The following is a 15,926-nucleotide window of genomic DNA, read 5'->3' as shown; positions in this document are numbered from 1 at the left end:
AAAAAATAAAATCCCGCCACAGCACAAAGCCTGGCGGGATCAAGTCATTATTTACCTGCTACCGGTAAAAGATTAATATAGTCGCTATGAATATAGCCATCTGGACGAGCCGGGATATCCGATATGACTCTTGTCCAAGTACCGCTTTGTCCAAGCACGGTTACCGGCATTCTATTTAATGGATAGGTAAATAGTAAACTTCCATTCGCACTTACACGAACATTTAAGTCGGCCGCACTCGTGAAGCCTAATGTATATTTGCCAAAGTCTTTTGAACCAAGCGCTTGGTCAATCCTTCTCATATGGCCGGCCACTTTAGCACCCCAGAATGGATCAGAAGCGTATTTCACATTGATTCCATTTGATTTTGTACCCGGTGCCCCTCCGAACGCGCGCCAGTCGCCAGGTGTCAGGTATCCGCCGCGCCAGTCGCCATCCGCACCAGCGAAATATTCATCAGCAAGATGGTTAAGCCCTTCTTCAGGCGTCGCGAAACTCTTTCCTTTTTCCGGATTGTTATCATACACTTGAATGCCAAATAGATTGTTATTGTTGTAGGCATGAGGGCTTGTCCCATAATCACTTTCATGGATCGCCATCGCAAGTACAAGCAGAGCATTAACCTTTTTTTCTTCCTCTACTTTTTTCAACGCTGTGCCAAGACCAAGAATCTTGCTCTTTGTTGATGCATCTTTATATCTTGCTTGTCCTGTTTTCTCGCGGTCCGCTACGGCTTTTTTAATATAATCATCTAGTTGTGCTGCAGTATAGCTAGTCGCCGTACGGGCAGATAAAAATTGGAAGTATTGATACTGGCGTCCCGCTGCATGACCCGCTGCATTATAGAAGCTGAAGTTATCCCAGCTGTAATATTTTTGTCCGGCTTGCATAAATGAAGGCGCAACCCCTGCATTATATGAAGCGTAATTGTTATTTTCAATAGAATAGATGTAGTGAACGAGTGAGCCGTTTACATTTTGATAGTAGCTTCGGCCTTTTGCTCCTTCAAATGGAACGAGAAGTGCATCAGATGGCTTGATAAAATAGTTTTCCCCACCAATGTATACTTCAACGTATTGATCGGTTGATGTTACGTATTTCATTTCTGTCGTTGTGTACGGAAATTTTGTCGCACTTTGCGGGTTTGCCGTTACATACGTTTTTGCATTCTTTAATGCTGCATCTGTGTATAAATTGATCGTCGCTCCACTCGGCGGCTTTGCAAATACCATCCCCGCATTGTCTTTCATGTGGATAACTTTGCCGTCTTTCGTAATCAATTCAGCGCCGCTTGATGTCATCGCCTGTTTCGCAAGATTAAATGACTCATAGGAAACAGATGACCGGGTAATGTTGCCCGAAGAATCAATATTGGCCGTTTGATAGTCTTTTACCGGAACTTCTGGCAATTTGCCGTCGAGCAGCCGGTAAATAAACGCTGCTGCCTGATCACGCTGGGCATTTGCATCCGGACGGAATGTATTATCCGTATAACCGGAAATAATTCCTAAATTCACACTTTTCCCTATCGCAATTTTATGCGTTGAACTTAAGCCGTCAAGGTCCGTAAAAGCAGGCGCCGTGTAGCTTGCCGTTTTGTTTAAATGGTTGAGCGCATTGCTTATCATGAGCGCCATGTCTTTTCGTAAAATGGTTGATTTCGGATTAAATCGTCCATCTGATCCGCCGTTTACAATACCGGCTGCTGCCGCTGCATTAACGTACGCCCCCAGTTTGCTGGATGGAGATACATCCTTAAATACCGGCGGACCTGCTGGCAGTTCAAGTGCACGCGCTAGAAAAGTCGCAAATTCCTCGCGGGTTACTGAATTGCCCGGTCGGAATGTACCGTCTTCATAGCCGCCCATCACACCGGCTTTAATCATCGCCCGAAGTTCTGCCTCTAATTTAATGCCGGCTACATCATCGGCCTGGACTTTCGTGTCTGAGACGGGCAGAAGAGGGAAAAACAAAACAAATGCCATCAAAAATGAGATTGCTTTTTTCATTGGTAAAGTCTATCTCCTTTCATATTAAAAATCTATTCGCACTTCTCTTATTATATGAAAAAAACAGCCTCGGTGTAAGGTCCGGGACTGTTTTAAATTTACTATTTTGCATTCATAGCATTATAAATTGCTACCGCGAACTGTTCGCGTGTTGCTTTATGTCCACCGTAAAAACGATCTGTCTTAAAAAGACCTGTTTTGTCAAGTGATGCGATTGATACAATACCTTCATAAGCCCAGTGGCTTGAGTTTACATCGTCAAATGCTACACTTGCTGCAGCCGTTTGAGAAACTTTAAGATCAAATGCACGTTGAATGAGCGCCGCCATTTCGTTACGTGTCATTTCCGCTTCTGGTTTAAAAAGCTTGCCTTCGTATCCGTTCATGATGTTTGCTTCACGCATTGCCGCAATATCATAAGCGAAGCGGTTTGATTTTGGTACATCTTTGAAGTGGCTCATTACACTTGGTTTTAAGCCAAGAACACGGTTAATGATGGCCGCTGCCTGTCCGCGTGTTACCTTTACTTCCGGGCGGAATGTGTAGTCGCCATAACCTGTAATGATTTCCTTATCCGTTAACGTTTTAATAGCAGAAACTGTCGAACCCGATTTAGGTAGATCTGTAAACCAATCCGGCTCATTTACGATGCGTTTCGCGCCCGCGTATTTCGGTCCCCAGTAGGAGTCGTTCATGGAGACAAGCGCTATACCCTTGCTCGATGTCGCATTCAACACCATATTTCCTCCGGCGTACACACCGACGTGTGAAATGCCCGGCTTATACGTATTTGCGTAGAAAATAAGGTCGCCTGGCTGTAAATTACTTTTCGAAACAGACGTTCCAACTTTGTACTGCTGTTCTGCTGTACGCGGCAATGAAATATCTGCAGCATTTCTATATATATATTGTGTAAATCCGGAACAATCAAATCCTCTTGGCGTTGTTCCACCAAAGACATAAGGGACACCCATGAATTTTTTACCATAGGCCACGATCGATTCTCCGACAGACGCTGCTTCTGTTTTAAAAGTTGTCAGCGGGGACAGAGTAAAAAGCATGATTGCGGCAAGTAAAGCGGTAACTGCTTTCTTCCAACTGATCACCATAAACCTCCCAGTTTCTTCTTTCGTTCTCTATTTTTCTCACTGATGTAATTGTAGCAAAATTAAACATTAAATAGTTTTACGTTTCTATTACATTAAAATATCTTTTTATTACGTTGATTTGACAATGTTTTCACCTTTTATTCTATTAAAAATACTATATTTTTTGGTATAAAATGATTATTTCGACATGATTATGCACATTCCTGTAACATTGAAACATTGTTGAAATAAAACTGAAAATTAAAATAAAAAAAGAATCGACTCGTTCAATTTCACGAGTCGATTCTTGTCTATTAGCGCATCTGATCACTTATTGCTCTGGAAAGGAATGCAGCAAAAGCAGCACGATCCAGATACGTATATGGTCTAAATGTATTGTCCGAATAACCTTCCGCTATACCAGCAGCCATCAAGCCGTTAATATATTGATAGCCTGTAATTTTATTCGTTATATCTTTTACGGTGCTTTGTTCGACAGGGGCGAGCTGATATGCACGTGAAATTATAATCGCCATTTCAGCACGTGTTATCTTTCTTGCAGGCTGGAATGTGCCGTCTGGAAGTCCTGTAATCACACCTGCCTCATACAAACTTTGCACATAGCCAGATGAGACAGATTTTGACGTTACATCTTTAAAGGACGTGCTGCGCATTGTACCGTCATAGCCCAGCGACCGCCCGATTAAAATAGCCGCTTCCCCGCGCGTAATCAGTGATGTCGGACGCGCCGTACCATCTTTAAATCCAGCGAACACACCTTCATGATGCAAGTAAGTAACATAACGATCATACCATTGAGAAGCCTTTAAATCCGGAAATGCAAGTTCAGACATCGTTAACTTTAACGAAGTGAAAGAGACTTCATCTTCTTTTCCGTTTACAACGGGATGAAAATAATACGTAACCGTACCGTTGGACACATAGTCAATCCATTCGTTTCCGGTTTCATTCACGCCAACCTTTTTTTCGCCGCGGTATACATTAAATGAACCAAAACGTGCGGCAAGGCCTGATGTATCAATCACTACTTTCCCTTTCCCATCCGTTGTATAAGGCAATTTAATGCCGTGGTTAATTGGGTTTTTATCCACTTGCGCAAGACCATACCCAAAATACGCATCGCGGCCGGCTGCTCCTAAATCAACAGCATTTTTTTGCAAAAGTGAACGGATTTGGACGTTTGTCATTTCAGGGTATTTTTCCATATAAAGAGCAGCAAGTCCTGATACGTATGGTGCTGCCATCGAGGTTCCGCTTAAATAGTCATAGGTTGAACCAGGGTATGTACTGTAAATTTTCACACCCGGGGCTGTCAATTCTACTTCTTTTCCAAGCGATGAAAGCGGGTCAATCTTTTTATATTGATCTATAGATGATACCGCAATGACACTTTCAAATTTCGCCGGATATTCGACAGATGATGTCGATCCGCTGACAGGAGGTCCCGTATTGCCCGCTGCTCCGACTATTAACATGCCTGAATTGTAGGCTTTTTGCATAATTTCCTGCATCGCAGTTTCATGAACAGGTGTCGTAATACTAACATTTAAAATATCGACTTTTTGTTTCATTGCCCATTCGACACCGGCAATCATTGTGCTTGTTGTACCAAATCCATATTCATCCAGCACTTTTATCGCATATAGAGTGGCGGAAGGCGCCACACCAACCGTCCCAAAGGTATTGTTGTTCGCAGCAATAATGCCTGCCACGTGCGTCCCATGTCCTGAGTTGTCATTATAAGAGTCCGGACAGCCGTCTTTATCCACAATGGTCATCATGCAGGCCCCGCCGGCAATCCGCTTTTGTAAATCAGGGTGATTTGACTGAATGCCCGAATCCAGGACACCAATTTTCACACCAGCTCCCGTTAATGTGGAAGGAACCTGGTTTGGCGCACCTACCATCTTGTATCCATATGGTACTGTCTGTGCCATTGATTTTACCGGCATGTCATACGCAATAGATTCGACACCAGGCGCCATTTCAAGTGCTCTTTTTTGCACATCGGTAATGCTGATGGATGCCGCCGGAATTTCTTGGAATATGTAGTCGACCGATTCCGAATATTGCTCAAGCAGCTCATTGTCCACTTTCTCGTCAAACATAATTACCGCCTGTTTGCTGTCAATCGCGCCTGCTTCAAACACTGCAGGTATATTGAAGAAGAAAAGAATGGCGAAAAGCAGCGCAAGGAGGTGTTTGGTAGTACTCATGTCGATCACCTCTTTCTTCTGATAAAAAAATAAAGAGAGGCAGGTGCCCCTCTATATTGTAACGTTTATATGCAATAGATTCTATTTATATATTTACCTATTTTGCAACATTATAAAGGGAATTTACGTCGTATCCTTTCGCTTTATAATAGTCCAAAATACCGAGATAGATTGCTTTCGACATAGAATTTAGCCAGTAATCAGACTTAAGCTTATTGTTGTCGCCTTTGTTTGTAATAAAACCAAGCTCAAGTAATGTTGCAGGCACCGTGTTTTGTCGAAGAACAGCATAGTTTCCGCGTTTCACGCCGCGGTCTCTCAGGCCCCAGGCTGCAATCATGCGGTCCTGAATTTTTGAAGCGAGCAATTTGCTGTCTGCTACATGCGGATTTGCTGCAGAATAATAGAATGATTCTGTTCCTGTGGCACTGGCTGAAGCCGCATTGGCATGAATACTGACGAAAATATTTCCATTGTTCTTTTTCGCAAAAGCGGCACGATTGTTAAGAGAGATAAAAGTGTCGGTAGAACGTGTCATTTTCACCTTAAAAGGCGTCTTTTTAAACAAGTTGTTTACTTTAAGCCCTGTTTTTAACACAACATCCTTTTCTCTTAAGCCAAATGCACTAGCACCCGGATCGCTGCCGCCATGCCCGGGATCAAGAATGATCGTCTGATTGGAAAGGCGCGGGTCAGCTCCTGTTACCGGCGGTTTGGTCGCACTTTTTGCTTCTGTGTCTCTCAAGTAGCCTGCACTCACAAAACCAGCAGTGCTGCCAGATTTTACATAGGTCCATCCTGCAATGGTAAATGAACCTGTTACTTTAACATCCTCTGCAAGTTTCCCTTTAGATGAGTATTTTGTCGACGGACCTGTACGGATATTTAAATCTCCTGTATTTGTCCATAATGTTTTTGAAAAGCTCGAAAAACCTTTCGTCCGAAATTCTGGATTAATTGCCCGGGCAAGGAAAACGGCGAAATCCGCTCGCTTTACAATTTGATCAGCGCCAAATGATCCGTTTGAAAGCCCATCTGCAATACCTCGCGATTTCAATGCATTCGCCGCTCCGGAAAGTGTTCCGCCGTAGCTGTAGCCAAATGCTTTCGAAATCATAACCGCCAATTCACCGCGTGTTACTTCTTTATATGGTAAAAAACGGCCTCCGCCATATCCAGAGAGAATCCCTATACTAACTGCTGATTGAATGTACCCGGATGCGAAGTTGCCTGATCCAACGTCTTTGAAGTTTGTCGCGCGTTTTGTTCCGTCAAGCTGGAGCGCACGGCCGATAAATGCGGCGGCTTCCATGCGGCTGACTGTTTTTTGCGCACCAAAATATGTCGCAGATGATCCTTTTGCTATTCCTCCTTCCGCCAGATAGTTGACTTCTTTCTCTGCACGTTTAGGTACATCGACAAAGCCTGCAGCTTCTGCATTCTGCCCATAACCAAGTAGAGGAACCATCAAGAAACACGCCATTACGACATAGAAAAAACTTCTTTTCACCATTCTGCCTCCTTTCTTAAAATTTACCACCTAAGTCTAGCACAGAACGATGAATCTCAACACCGCTCTTTTTTAATATTTAGCGAAAAAACAGCTATTTTGCTAGTTTCTCCCTAAAAATGTAATGACCTTGTAACAAATGTCACTTCAACGAAACAAAGAACAGGCGTTCTTTTTTGTTGCGTATGCAGGTCTATTTCATGCTATAATGAAGGAATCTTACAGATCGAAAGGGTGCCATTAACTTTGACGAAGGCGAAAACGTTTCTTCCAGATCAATCATCTCTTACTCGGGCGGATCTTTTTTCCATTCCAGGTGTTATGCGTGCATCTGATTTGCGCCGTGTCCAAGGAATCGGACATTCACCTGAACAATGGAAGGAAACCATTACAGCCGCGGTTTACAACAAGCTTCCCATCCAACAGATTGAAGAACATCCGTACAATACGGAATACGCCGCAAAAGATGTTTATCAACAATTACTTAAAAAAGCACCGTCTGATCGAGAATGGGCGGTCTTATTTCGCATGTTCGCGGCTTTTTATACGTTTTCTTCCCTTTCAGAGCGTCTAGACGAAGCGAATTTGGCAGCTGAAACTGCAGAGCGGGCCGGATATGATGTACTCTTTTATCTGGCTGATGAAACATTTGATGCCATCAAAATGACGGGTGGTGTGATGCCATTTGCCTTTGAACCCTACATTGATCTTTTAAAAGACGATACTGGACGGCTTCTCTCTTTTCCATTCGAACACTTTCCCAATGCACGACTTGACCTGTACCGCCTTCTTTGGGATTCCTTATTTACGAAAACAGACTGGCGGCGGGAAGAGCTGCAAAGAACACTTCCTGGCAGCGGCAGCAGTACGATACAGACCGCGGCACATATGCACCAGCTATATTTGCTAGGGGAGATGGACAAATTCACCGAAACGGCGGCAGCAGCGCCTGCAGATGTGTTTTTGCATTTCCTCCACTGGCTTCAGGATGCGAAACGGTCCGATCGTTTTATTCCCGTACTGCGAGCGGCGGCAGCACTGGCAGGTGACGGCATTTTATTCATTCAAGACGAATACAGCCGCCGTTTGTTCGTACGCCAGCTCATTCGCCTTCTTGATGAAGACGATTTGTCTGTACGTGCACCTTTGGTCGTGAAGGAGCTGTATACAGCCCTTTTGCCATTTAGTTACGTGTCACTCAGCTATTTCTTAATTGGACGGGGCGATTATGCCGAGTGGGTTGATTTACAGCTTCTCATGAACGCCGATCTTCCTGACCTTGACCGTGCCGGTTTAAAGACCGCGATAAAAGAAGCACCGGGAGTGACTCTGCCCCTGCTCCATCAAGGCATCGCTGCGCTTATCGCCCAGCGAAACAGGAATTCATATCGACAGGCAGTGAAGTTCAGCAAGCGCATGCGGACTATCTATAAAAAATTGAAGCGAAACGATGAATTTGAACGATGGCTGGACTGGGTTGCAAATGATACGAAGCGGCTCAGGGCGTTTCAGGAAGAATGCAAAAAAGGCGGACTTTTACATGATTAGACTTGGTACGATCTATTTAAAAACACAATATGAAAATGAATCCTTTTATTTGCGGGCATTGGATTCAGGCGGCAAATCTCTGCCGCCTGAATCCTGGACCCGTCTTTTATTTGGCGGACACCTTGAAAGCTTTTACGGTACAAAACTCACGTACGGAAAGATCGACGGAGAAAAAGCTGTTAAGTTGACGCCATTTGAATGGGTGTCTTTGTTTAAAGCGGAGCATTTTAACCGGTTCACTCGTTTTGAATGGGATGAAGCGGGTCATTTTAGCTTAGCATGTGCCCCCGTCATATTTGAAGCCGTCTTTGACGCGATGCCTGAGTTTACAGAAGAAGGGATTGCCTGGCCTGTACCGGAAGAAGTTCACGATGAGTTTGCCAACTCATTCTGGGAAGAACCGATTTTCGATGAAAACCGGCGTACATTTATTGGCCGCGTTTTCCCAATGATTGCAGCGTCCGCCCACCCAGGCATGACGGCACTTGCGGAATCATTTGGAGATCAGCTTACTGCTGATGAGCTGAATCGTTATTTTGATCCTGATCGGCTCCGTTCTTTTCTTTCAGATGGCGAACCCGCTGCGTATGAACCGGGACTGCGCTTATCTGAACCGCAAGCTGATGATGCATTATGGAAACTGGAAGCCGTTTTAATTCGGAATAAACCGTCAGAAAAGGTATATTCTATTAAAAAAAAGCTGCCGAAATCAGCAGAGCCTTTTGAAGGAGAAGCTCTTAATGAATTGGAGCGGTGGCTGCGCCTTTTTCCTGATCTTAATGAAAACGGTGCATTGAAGGAGTCGTTATCTGAAGCGGAAGCCATAGGCTTTTTAACTGGAAGCGGAGAAAAGTTAACCGCACTCGGCATCCCGGTGCTGCTCCCACCGTGGTGGGAATCTGTACGGTCTGCAGCGATATCGGTTGCAGCAGATGTGCGCGAATCCAATAAGCAGTCGTTTGTCGGGATGAATGCCATTTTAGAGTTTGACTTTAAAGTTGCACTCGGCGGCGTGGAAATGAGCGAAGAAGAATTTATGCAGCTTGCGAGCGGTGAGCGTCGTCTCATTAAATCAAATGGCCGCTGGGTCCATCTCGATCCAGCTGTGATAGGTAAAATTAAAGCGTTAATGGAAAAGGCAAAACAAGAAGGTGTTACGGTAATCGATGTGCTGAACCAGGAATTTTCCGATACGGAGGATGCTGCCCGGATTCACATACGATTAAATCGATCCCTTCAATCCATCATTGACCGATTGAAAAATGAATCAGACATTCCGCTTCTTCCGGCACCTGCTGCACTTCACGGTGAGCTGCGTCCGTATCAGCAAATCGGCATGAGCTGGCTGTACTTTTTAAGAGAATGCGGTTTCGGGGCTTGTCTTGCGGATGATATGGGGCTTGGGAAAACGGTGCAGCTCATTTCTTATTTGCTTCATGTCGAAAAAAAAGAACGGCCCGAAACACCGGCACTAATTATCTGCCCGACGTCTGTGCTTGGGAACTGGCAGCGGGAACTGGCGTCATTTGCCCCAGAGTTGTCCGTCATGCTTTATTATGGCAAAGACCGGCCGCGCAGCGAAGCATTTTTAAAAGAAATTTCTGATGCCGATGTTGTTTTGACGACATACGGCCTTGTCCACTCCGATTTTGAGACGCTTGAAAAAGTGGAGTGGAGTACAACGGCACTTGATGAAGCTCAAAACATTAAAAATGCCGGAACGAAACAGTCACGTGCTGTCCGAAAATTAAACGGCAGGCATTCAATTGCTTTGACAGGAACGCCAATGGAAAACCGGCTGTCCGAACTATGGACGATTTTTGATTTCACAAATCGCGGCTGGCTTGGATCCCTTGCTCAATTTCAAAAATCGTATATGGTGCCTATCGAAAAAGATCATGACTCAGACCGTGTTGCCGCATTGCAATCAAAAATCCGGCCATTTTTATTGCGCCGCACGAAAACTGATCCAGAAGCAGCGCTCGGTCTTCCTGACAAAGTCGAACAAAAAGAATATTGCCCGCTCTCGAAAGAACAGGCGGTGCTGTATGAGCGGACTGTACGGGACACGATGGAACAGATCGGACAGCTTTCTGCCTTCGAGCGGCGCGGCATGATTCTGCGGCTTTTAAATGAACTAAAACAATTGTGCAGCCATCCTGCTCTTTTCTTAAAAGAAGATACACCAGATAATGTACGCGCACGTTCAGCAAAAATGGAAAAATTAATGGAACTTACGGCCAATATTTATGAACAGGGAGAGGCCTGTTTGATTTTCACCCAATATATCGGCATGGGTGAAATGATACAGCGCGAAATTGCCGATGAATACGGGATTGATGTTCCATTTTTAAATGGTTCAACATCCAAGCAAGAACGCGACAATCTAGTTGTGCGTTTTCAAAACGGCGAATTTCCATTCTTTTTGTTATCCCTTAAAGCTGGTGGCACCGGGTTGAACTTAACAGCAGCCAATCACGTCATTCATTACGACCGCTGGTGGAATCCCGCAGTGGAAAACCAGGCCACCGACCGGGCATACCGGATTGGGCAGAGCCGGTTTGTTCATGTTCATAAAATGATTACGACCGGGACGATTGAGGAAAAAATTGATGCGATGATTGAATCCAAACAGGCGGCAAGCAGCGAAATTATTCAAAGCGGGGCGTTTATTGCCAATCTTGACGATCATGCACTTCATGAGCTGTTTAAACTTGATTGATAAAAAAGCCCCGTCTACCTGCCAGGGGGGCATAGACGGAGCTGGGGCTGGCGCCATTTCGCTGGGCATGGGGGTCTTGAATCAGTAACCGGCTGCCCGACCGGTTACTGTGGCTGCTTTGCCTTTCTCACCTTTTCAAGTGATCATGCAGCTAAAAGTGGTTCGCCGTTTATCAAGCTGATCAAGACACAATCGGTCCGCTCATCATGCCTTCAATTCACTTAAATAAGCGGAACAGTCTGGATCATCTCTGCATGTTCATGCGTTTCCGGCTGCTTTTTCCCGAGAAAACGAACTGTATGAACGAGCACTTCTGTCACGTATACCGTTTTCTCACTGTTATCTTTGTAATTTCTCGTCTGAATCGTACCAAGCACGGCGATCAGTGAGCCTTTCTCACAATATTTCGCTGTGTTTTCCGCGGTTCGGTTCCAAATTGTACAGTAAATAAAGTCCGTATCTGTTTCACCCTTGGCATTTCGGTACGGTCTGCTGACTGCAATGGTCGTTTGAACGAGCGGACGTCCATCGGCTGTATGCTTTAATTCAGGATTTTTTGTCAGTCTGCCAACGAGTGTCACTTGATTAATCAGCTTGATCCCCCCTTTCGTTTTTGGTGCTTTTATCATAAAAAAAATATGGTAAAAATGACAAACAGCTGTTTTTTAATTTCTTCCCACTGATTAGGAGATTCTCTTAGTCGAAATCAAATGAATTTTAGTATTTATTGTAGGTATCTGTCGAAAATACTCCTCGTCATTGTAAAAAAAATGATAAATTGCATTTTTATGTTACACTAACTGTATAAAAGCGCTTCCATGAAGGGAGAACCATTGAAATGAAAACATTCAAGGTCGCTGAAGTTTTTTTAAAGAAGGATAAGAATGTAATAAAAATTCCTTTAAAGGACGGTCTGATTATCAATCGAGAAGATGAAAAAGGAACATGGCTGATTGAATTATTTTTAGATGTAAAAGATGAAAGGCTCATTCAAAGCTTTAAATATGAAACGGAAATAACCGCTCATGTGGCGATTACCCATCGCGATAATGATCCAGCGATTTTTTCCGTCTCCGTGAGCACGATTCAAAAGCTGGATCACGGAATCAGCGTACTTTTTGATGCAAAGCTGGACCAGATCCGAAATGAGTATGCAAAAAAATAAAAAGAAGCACTTCCCCTGTTTAAGAAGGATAGCGCCGTCTTTTTACATTAATGAACCACACTTGACTGCAAACCGTCATGACCGGTTTGGATTGCGTGCTGCAACAATTGAATAATATAGTGAATGTCCTGCTTCGTGTACGGCTGAGGGGGCAAGTCCGCATCATATACCTGATAGTACAGCAGTGAAGCCAATGCAAGCTCCCGTTCATCAGCAGGGCTTAGCTGTTCGGCTTTTTTTTTAAAGCATCTTTTAAAAAGTCGATATAAAAACGGGCTTCTGCTTTACAGGAAAAATCATAATCAGTGCCGAGCTCTTTTTGAAGGGAATTGATCGTCTTGATCTGATCTTCCGTCGGTTCTTCAGAAAAGATTTTTTCGACAACTTCATTGATTTTTTGAGCCAGTTCTTCATGAAAACGGGGATCTATTTTCATTTCGTCTGGAACTTGGCTGTACCAAGAAGCGTTATGCTGAATATAGTATTGCCACTCTTTCATAAAGTCCTGTGGGTGATAACTTTCTTCATCCCACATAATTTTGGCCATATATTGTTCAAAAGCAGTTGTGATCGACCTGGTAATGCTGATTTTCACACCGTGTGATAAGCTGTTTAACATTGACATTGCCAATATAGGTACCTCCTGGAAATATCCTCATTGACTCCTCGAAAATAATAACTCTTATACTTTATCATACTTTTGAACCGGTGACAAAATTTTTTCGGATTTTAAAAAAGCACCTGCCGATTCATTTCCGGCGCGATGCTTTTGATATTAGCTGTCTTGATTGTCATTGTCTTGCATATCGTTTTGATCTTCCATTACATCTTCTTCCGGTGTGTTTTCATCCGTCGCTGGATCCATGTCATCACCAGTGTTTGTATCTTCTGTTTCTTCGTTTTCATCCGTTACGGCATCATCTTCAGTCTGTCCATCTTCTTCAACTGCCGGATCCTCATCCGCTGGTTCCTCGTTTCCTGCGCCACAGCCTGCAAGCAGCATAGCTGCAACGACAGAACCGCCTGCCAATTTCAGTAATTTTGAGTTCATTTTGTACTAGTCCCCTTTCTACTATTACAATTTTATTGCTACCGTTGTATTCTTTCCCGGTTCTGGAAAAAATAATCGTAAATTTTGTAAAAAGATTGTTAAGTTGCTATAAATTTTATGGATATAGTTGTAATTGATGTAAATTAATCTTTAGATTTACAAACTTAATCATTTCATGTCGATTGCTTGATGTATAAAAACATGAAAAAAACTGCCCCCTTTTGGAGGCAGTTCATACTCTATTCTAGGGCAAACATTAAATCCGCTTCGCAGACAAGCTCGCCATCTACCGTTGCAGAAGCTCTTGCTTTGCCGATTGAGCCGCGCAGACGTGTCATTTCGACTTCAAGACGCATTTGGTCACCCGGAACGACCTGGCGCTTAAAGCGGCAGTTGTCAATACCTGCGAAAAATGCGAGACGTCCCTTGTTTTCTTCCTTTTTCAACATTGCGACAGCCCCGACCTGTGCGAGCGCTTCAACGATTAACACACCAGGCATCACTGGATAGTCCGGAAAGTGTCCGTTAAAAAATTCTTCGTTCGCTGTTACATTTTTTATCCCAACCGCTTTCTTTCCTTCTTCTACTTCGACAATACGGTCTACAAGAAGAAATGGATAGCGATGTGGAATTGTTTCTTTTATTTCACGAATATCCATTGAAACACCCACCTTTTGCTTTAAAAGAGACTTTTCACTACTACATCAAATAAATGAATCCATGTATCCGGCAAAAATACGTCGATCGGGTTGCCGGTGCCAATAAGGCTGTAACCAATCAGCGCACCCGTTAGTGCTGTAATGACGATAAAAAACCATGTTAACATGAATCTGCCGAGGGGGGTGAGGCGGGTTTCTTTTCTCCGCTTCCGTTGTTCAGTCACTAGTCATCCTTCCCCTCTATCTTACCCCGTTAATTAAGCCAAGCATCTGGTCCGCTATTGAAATCGCTTTTGATTGAAATTGATACGAGCGCTGTGTGATCATAAGGTCACTCATTTCTTTTGCGAAATCAACGTTAGATTGTTCAAGAGAACCTCTTTGGATACCTGCTTGTTCCCTTTCTGTTGCGTTGAGTTCACGCAAAATCTGCCCTTCTGCCACCGCTGGATCTTCTGGAAGCACAAGCAGATTATTTGAAGCTCTCTCTAAGAACTGCGGTTTATCCACTTGTACAACGCCTACTAATCCGCCAGCCTGCTCCGCCATTTCTTCCGGCGTCATGACGATCGGATTATTTGCCTCATCCAAAACAGGATTCCCTTCAGACGTTACAAGCATAACGTTATCTCCGCCAGCCGGTGTGATGGAAAATGAGCCGTCACGCGTATAATGGACACGTCCTGTTCCGTCTTCATTTTGAACAAGCACTTTGAAAAATTGATTTGGCTTCGTTAAAGCAAAATCGAGCGCTCTTCCCGTTTGTTGGAGTGCTCCCTGTGCACCCACCATCTGTGCCTGTGCCATCATCGCTCCGACGCCGAGACGAATTCCTGATGGGGTTAACCGTCCTATATCTTCATTTTGACGGTACATATTTGTTGTCTGCTGATGAACGAGATCCGCGAATGTAGCATCGCTTCGTTTATACCCGATTGTATTTATATTCGCCACGTTGTTGCTTGTGACGTCCATTTTTTTCTGAAGCTGTGATAATGTGTTAACGGAATTGATCATTGTTCTGTTCATGCTATGCGCTCCTTTATGTCACTCTTCCGATTTCGTTCGCGGCTTTTTCCATACTTCTATCATAAGCTGTCAGCACTTTCTGGTTTGCTTCAAATGCCCGATAGGCCGTTAACATATCGGTCATTGTGCGTGCTGCATCTGTTGTTGAACCTTCAAGAAATGATTGATGGATGGCAAAAGCTGCACCTTCCGCACCGAACGCTTGTGGAAGTGCTGCACCCTCTATACGATACAGACCGTCCCCTTCTTTTATGAGTGCATTCGGATCTTCTGCATAGGCAACGCCAATTTGGGCCACCTCTGCACCATTTTCAGTAACACGTCCCTGGCTGTCTACTGTGAACTGGTCAGAAGTAAGCTGGATGCGCTCTCCTTCTGTATCTTGAACATAAAGACCGGATGCTGTTGTTAAATAGCCTTCGAGATCAATTGTAAAGTTTCCATTCCGCGTGTAGCGCGTTTCCCCGGCTTCGTTTTGAACGGTAAAAAAGACGGATTCTCCTTGTAATGCAAGGTCCGTGGACAAACCGGTTTCACGAAGGTCGCCCTGACGAAAGTTTGGCATGGTTTCCTGTAAATATACGCCGGTATTTAATGATCCAACAAATGGCTCGAATGGTAAATTTAATTTATTTTCAACCGGGATCGACGTTTCATCAATCCGTCTTAACAGCATTTCTGGAAAAGCCCTCATGCTAGTCTGGTCTGCTTTGTAGCCTGGTGTATTCACGTTTGACATGTTATTGGTTAAAATTTCAGTACGCCGCTGTTGTGCAATCATGCCTGAAGCAGCTGTGTAAAAACCTCTAAACAAATTATTCACCTCATTTTTAAGCAGTAAACGCTGTTTACATTATACAAAGAAAAAGCGGTAATTAACAGAAAATAATACAGAATGAGACAAATTA

The 15,926-nt window shown here is 43.9% G+C and carries 15 protein-coding genes; 3 read left to right on the top strand and 12 right to left on the bottom strand.

Annotated elements, in window-relative coordinates; all coding sequences use genetic code 11:
- Positions 1–47: 47 nt before the first annotated feature.
- The 4 genes from BTO28_RS11240 to BTO28_RS11225 form a co-directional block, all read right to left on the bottom strand.
- The gene (locus BTO28_RS11240) at positions 48–2,009 is read right to left on the bottom strand and encodes an S-layer homology domain-containing protein (protein WP_076766279.1); all 1,962 of its coding nucleotides are present in this window, start codon (positions 2,007–2,009) and stop codon (positions 48–50) included.
- 101 nt (positions 2,010–2,110) lie between these two features.
- Positions 2,111–3,118, bottom strand: coding sequence for a C40 family peptidase (locus BTO28_RS11235; RefSeq protein ID WP_076766277.1), 1,008 nt, complete (start codon positions 3,116–3,118; stop codon positions 2,111–2,113).
- Positions 3,119–3,411: 293 nt separating this feature from the next.
- The gene (locus BTO28_RS11230; RefSeq protein WP_076766275.1) at positions 3,412–5,334 is read right to left on the bottom strand and encodes a S8 family serine peptidase; all 1,923 of its coding nucleotides are present in this window, start codon (positions 5,332–5,334) and stop codon (positions 3,412–3,414) included.
- 97 nt (positions 5,335–5,431) lie between these two features.
- Positions 5,432–6,847, bottom strand: a complete 1,416-nt coding sequence (locus tag BTO28_RS11225; RefSeq protein ID WP_076766273.1) for an N-acetylmuramoyl-L-alanine amidase — start codon at positions 6,845–6,847, stop codon at positions 5,432–5,434.
- 243 nt (positions 6,848–7,090) lie between these two features.
- On the opposite strand from BTO28_RS11225, the gene BTO28_RS11220 reads away from it, so the two are divergent.
- Both BTO28_RS11220 and BTO28_RS11215 read left to right on the top strand, forming a co-directional pair.
- Positions 7,091–8,392 carry a hypothetical protein gene (locus BTO28_RS11220; protein ID WP_076766271.1) on the top strand — a complete coding sequence of 434 codons (1,302 nt, stop codon included), beginning with the start codon at positions 7,091–7,093 and terminating at the stop codon, positions 8,390–8,392.
- Positions 8,385–11,114 (top strand): DEAD/DEAH box helicase, encoded by a 2,730-nt coding sequence (locus tag BTO28_RS11215; RefSeq protein WP_076766269.1) that lies wholly within the window; start codon positions 8,385–8,387, stop codon positions 11,112–11,114. The genes BTO28_RS11220 and BTO28_RS11215 overlap by 8 nt, the downstream gene beginning before the upstream one ends.
- A gap of 221 nt (positions 11,115–11,335) precedes the next feature.
- Here BTO28_RS11215 and BTO28_RS11210 read toward each other — a convergent pair whose 3' ends face one another.
- Positions 11,336–11,707 (bottom strand): single-stranded DNA-binding protein, encoded by a 372-nt coding sequence (locus tag BTO28_RS11210; RefSeq protein ID WP_076766495.1) that lies wholly within the window; start codon positions 11,705–11,707, stop codon positions 11,336–11,338.
- A gap of 245 nt (positions 11,708–11,952) precedes the next feature.
- On the opposite strand from BTO28_RS11210, the gene BTO28_RS11205 reads away from it, so the two are divergent.
- Positions 11,953–12,279, top strand: a complete 327-nt coding sequence (locus BTO28_RS11205) for a YwpF family protein (RefSeq protein WP_076766267.1) — start codon at positions 11,953–11,955, stop codon at positions 12,277–12,279.
- Positions 12,280–12,326: 47 nt separating this feature from the next.
- Here the strand turns inward: BTO28_RS11205 and BTO28_RS17160 are convergent, their stop codons facing one another.
- The 7 genes from BTO28_RS17160 to BTO28_RS11175 all read right to left on the bottom strand — a co-directional run bounded on the left by BTO28_RS17160 (position 12,327) and on the right by BTO28_RS11175 (position 15,832).
- The gene (locus BTO28_RS17160) at positions 12,327–12,473 is read right to left on the bottom strand and encodes a hypothetical protein (protein WP_158068818.1); all 147 of its coding nucleotides are present in this window, start codon (positions 12,471–12,473) and stop codon (positions 12,327–12,329) included.
- A gap of 26 nt (positions 12,474–12,499) precedes the next feature.
- Complete coding sequence (locus BTO28_RS11200; RefSeq protein ID WP_076766493.1) at positions 12,500–12,898, bottom strand: hypothetical protein; 399 nt, start codon at positions 12,896–12,898, stop codon at positions 12,500–12,502.
- A gap of 156 nt (positions 12,899–13,054) precedes the next feature.
- Positions 13,055–13,330 carry a hypothetical protein gene (locus BTO28_RS11195; protein WP_076766265.1) on the bottom strand — a complete coding sequence of 92 codons (276 nt, stop codon included), beginning with the start codon at positions 13,328–13,330 and terminating at the stop codon, positions 13,055–13,057.
- Between the two features lie 239 nt (positions 13,331–13,569).
- Complete coding sequence (gene fabZ / locus BTO28_RS11190; protein ID WP_076766263.1) at positions 13,570–13,989, bottom strand: 3-hydroxyacyl-ACP dehydratase FabZ; 420 nt, start codon at positions 13,987–13,989, stop codon at positions 13,570–13,572.
- A 20-nt stretch (positions 13,990–14,009) separates the two neighbouring features.
- The gene (locus BTO28_RS11185; RefSeq protein WP_076766261.1) at positions 14,010–14,213 is read right to left on the bottom strand and encodes a DNA-directed RNA polymerase subunit beta; all 204 of its coding nucleotides are present in this window, start codon (positions 14,211–14,213) and stop codon (positions 14,010–14,012) included.
- Positions 14,214–14,229: 16 nt separating this feature from the next.
- Complete coding sequence (locus tag BTO28_RS11180; RefSeq protein WP_076766259.1) at positions 14,230–15,018, bottom strand: flagellar hook-basal body protein; 789 nt, start codon at positions 15,016–15,018, stop codon at positions 14,230–14,232.
- A 13-nt stretch (positions 15,019–15,031) separates the two neighbouring features.
- On the bottom strand, positions 15,032–15,832 hold the full coding sequence (locus BTO28_RS11175) for a flagellar hook-basal body protein (protein ID WP_076766257.1): 801 nt from the start codon (positions 15,830–15,832) through the stop codon (positions 15,032–15,034).
- Positions 15,833–15,926: the final 94 nt, after the last annotated feature.

The sequence above is a fragment of the Domibacillus epiphyticus genome (genome assembly GCF_001975785.1).
Lineage (GTDB): Bacteria > Bacillota > Bacilli > Bacillales > Domibacillaceae > Domibacillus > Domibacillus epiphyticus.
Note: the sequence above shows the minus strand (reverse complement) of the source record. Positions and strands in the feature narration are given on the sequence as shown.

Excerpts from the sequence above, each read along its gene's own strand:
- BTO28_RS11215 (WP_076766269.1), top strand. The coding sequence starts at position 8,385 with ATGATTAGACTTGGTACGATCTATTTAAAAACACAATATGAAAATGAA.
- fabZ (WP_076766263.1), bottom strand. The coding sequence starts at position 13,989 with ATGGATATTCGTGAAATAAAAGAAACAATTCCACATCGCTATCCATTT.
- BTO28_RS11240 (WP_076766279.1), bottom strand. The coding sequence starts at position 2,009 with ATGAAAAAAGCAATCTCATTTTTGATGGCATTTGTTTTGTTTTTCCCT.
- BTO28_RS11225 (WP_076766273.1), bottom strand. The coding sequence starts at position 6,847 with ATGGTGAAAAGAAGTTTTTTCTATGTCGTAATGGCGTGTTTCTTGATG.
- BTO28_RS11235 (WP_076766277.1), bottom strand. The coding sequence starts at position 3,118 with ATGGTGATCAGTTGGAAGAAAGCAGTTACCGCTTTACTTGCCGCAATC.
- BTO28_RS11195 (WP_076766265.1), bottom strand. The coding sequence starts at position 13,330 with ATGAACTCAAAATTACTGAAATTGGCAGGCGGTTCTGTCGTTGCAGCT.
- BTO28_RS11200 (WP_076766493.1), bottom strand. The coding sequence starts at position 12,898 with ATGTTAAACAGCTTATCACACGGTGTGAAAATCAGCATTACCAGGTCG.
- BTO28_RS11205 (WP_076766267.1), top strand. The coding sequence starts at position 11,953 with ATGAAAACATTCAAGGTCGCTGAAGTTTTTTTAAAGAAGGATAAGAAT.
- BTO28_RS11230 (WP_076766275.1), bottom strand. The coding sequence starts at position 5,334 with ATGAGTACTACCAAACACCTCCTTGCGCTGCTTTTCGCCATTCTTTTC.
- BTO28_RS11180 (WP_076766259.1), bottom strand. The coding sequence starts at position 15,018 with ATGAACAGAACAATGATCAATTCCGTTAACACATTATCACAGCTTCAG.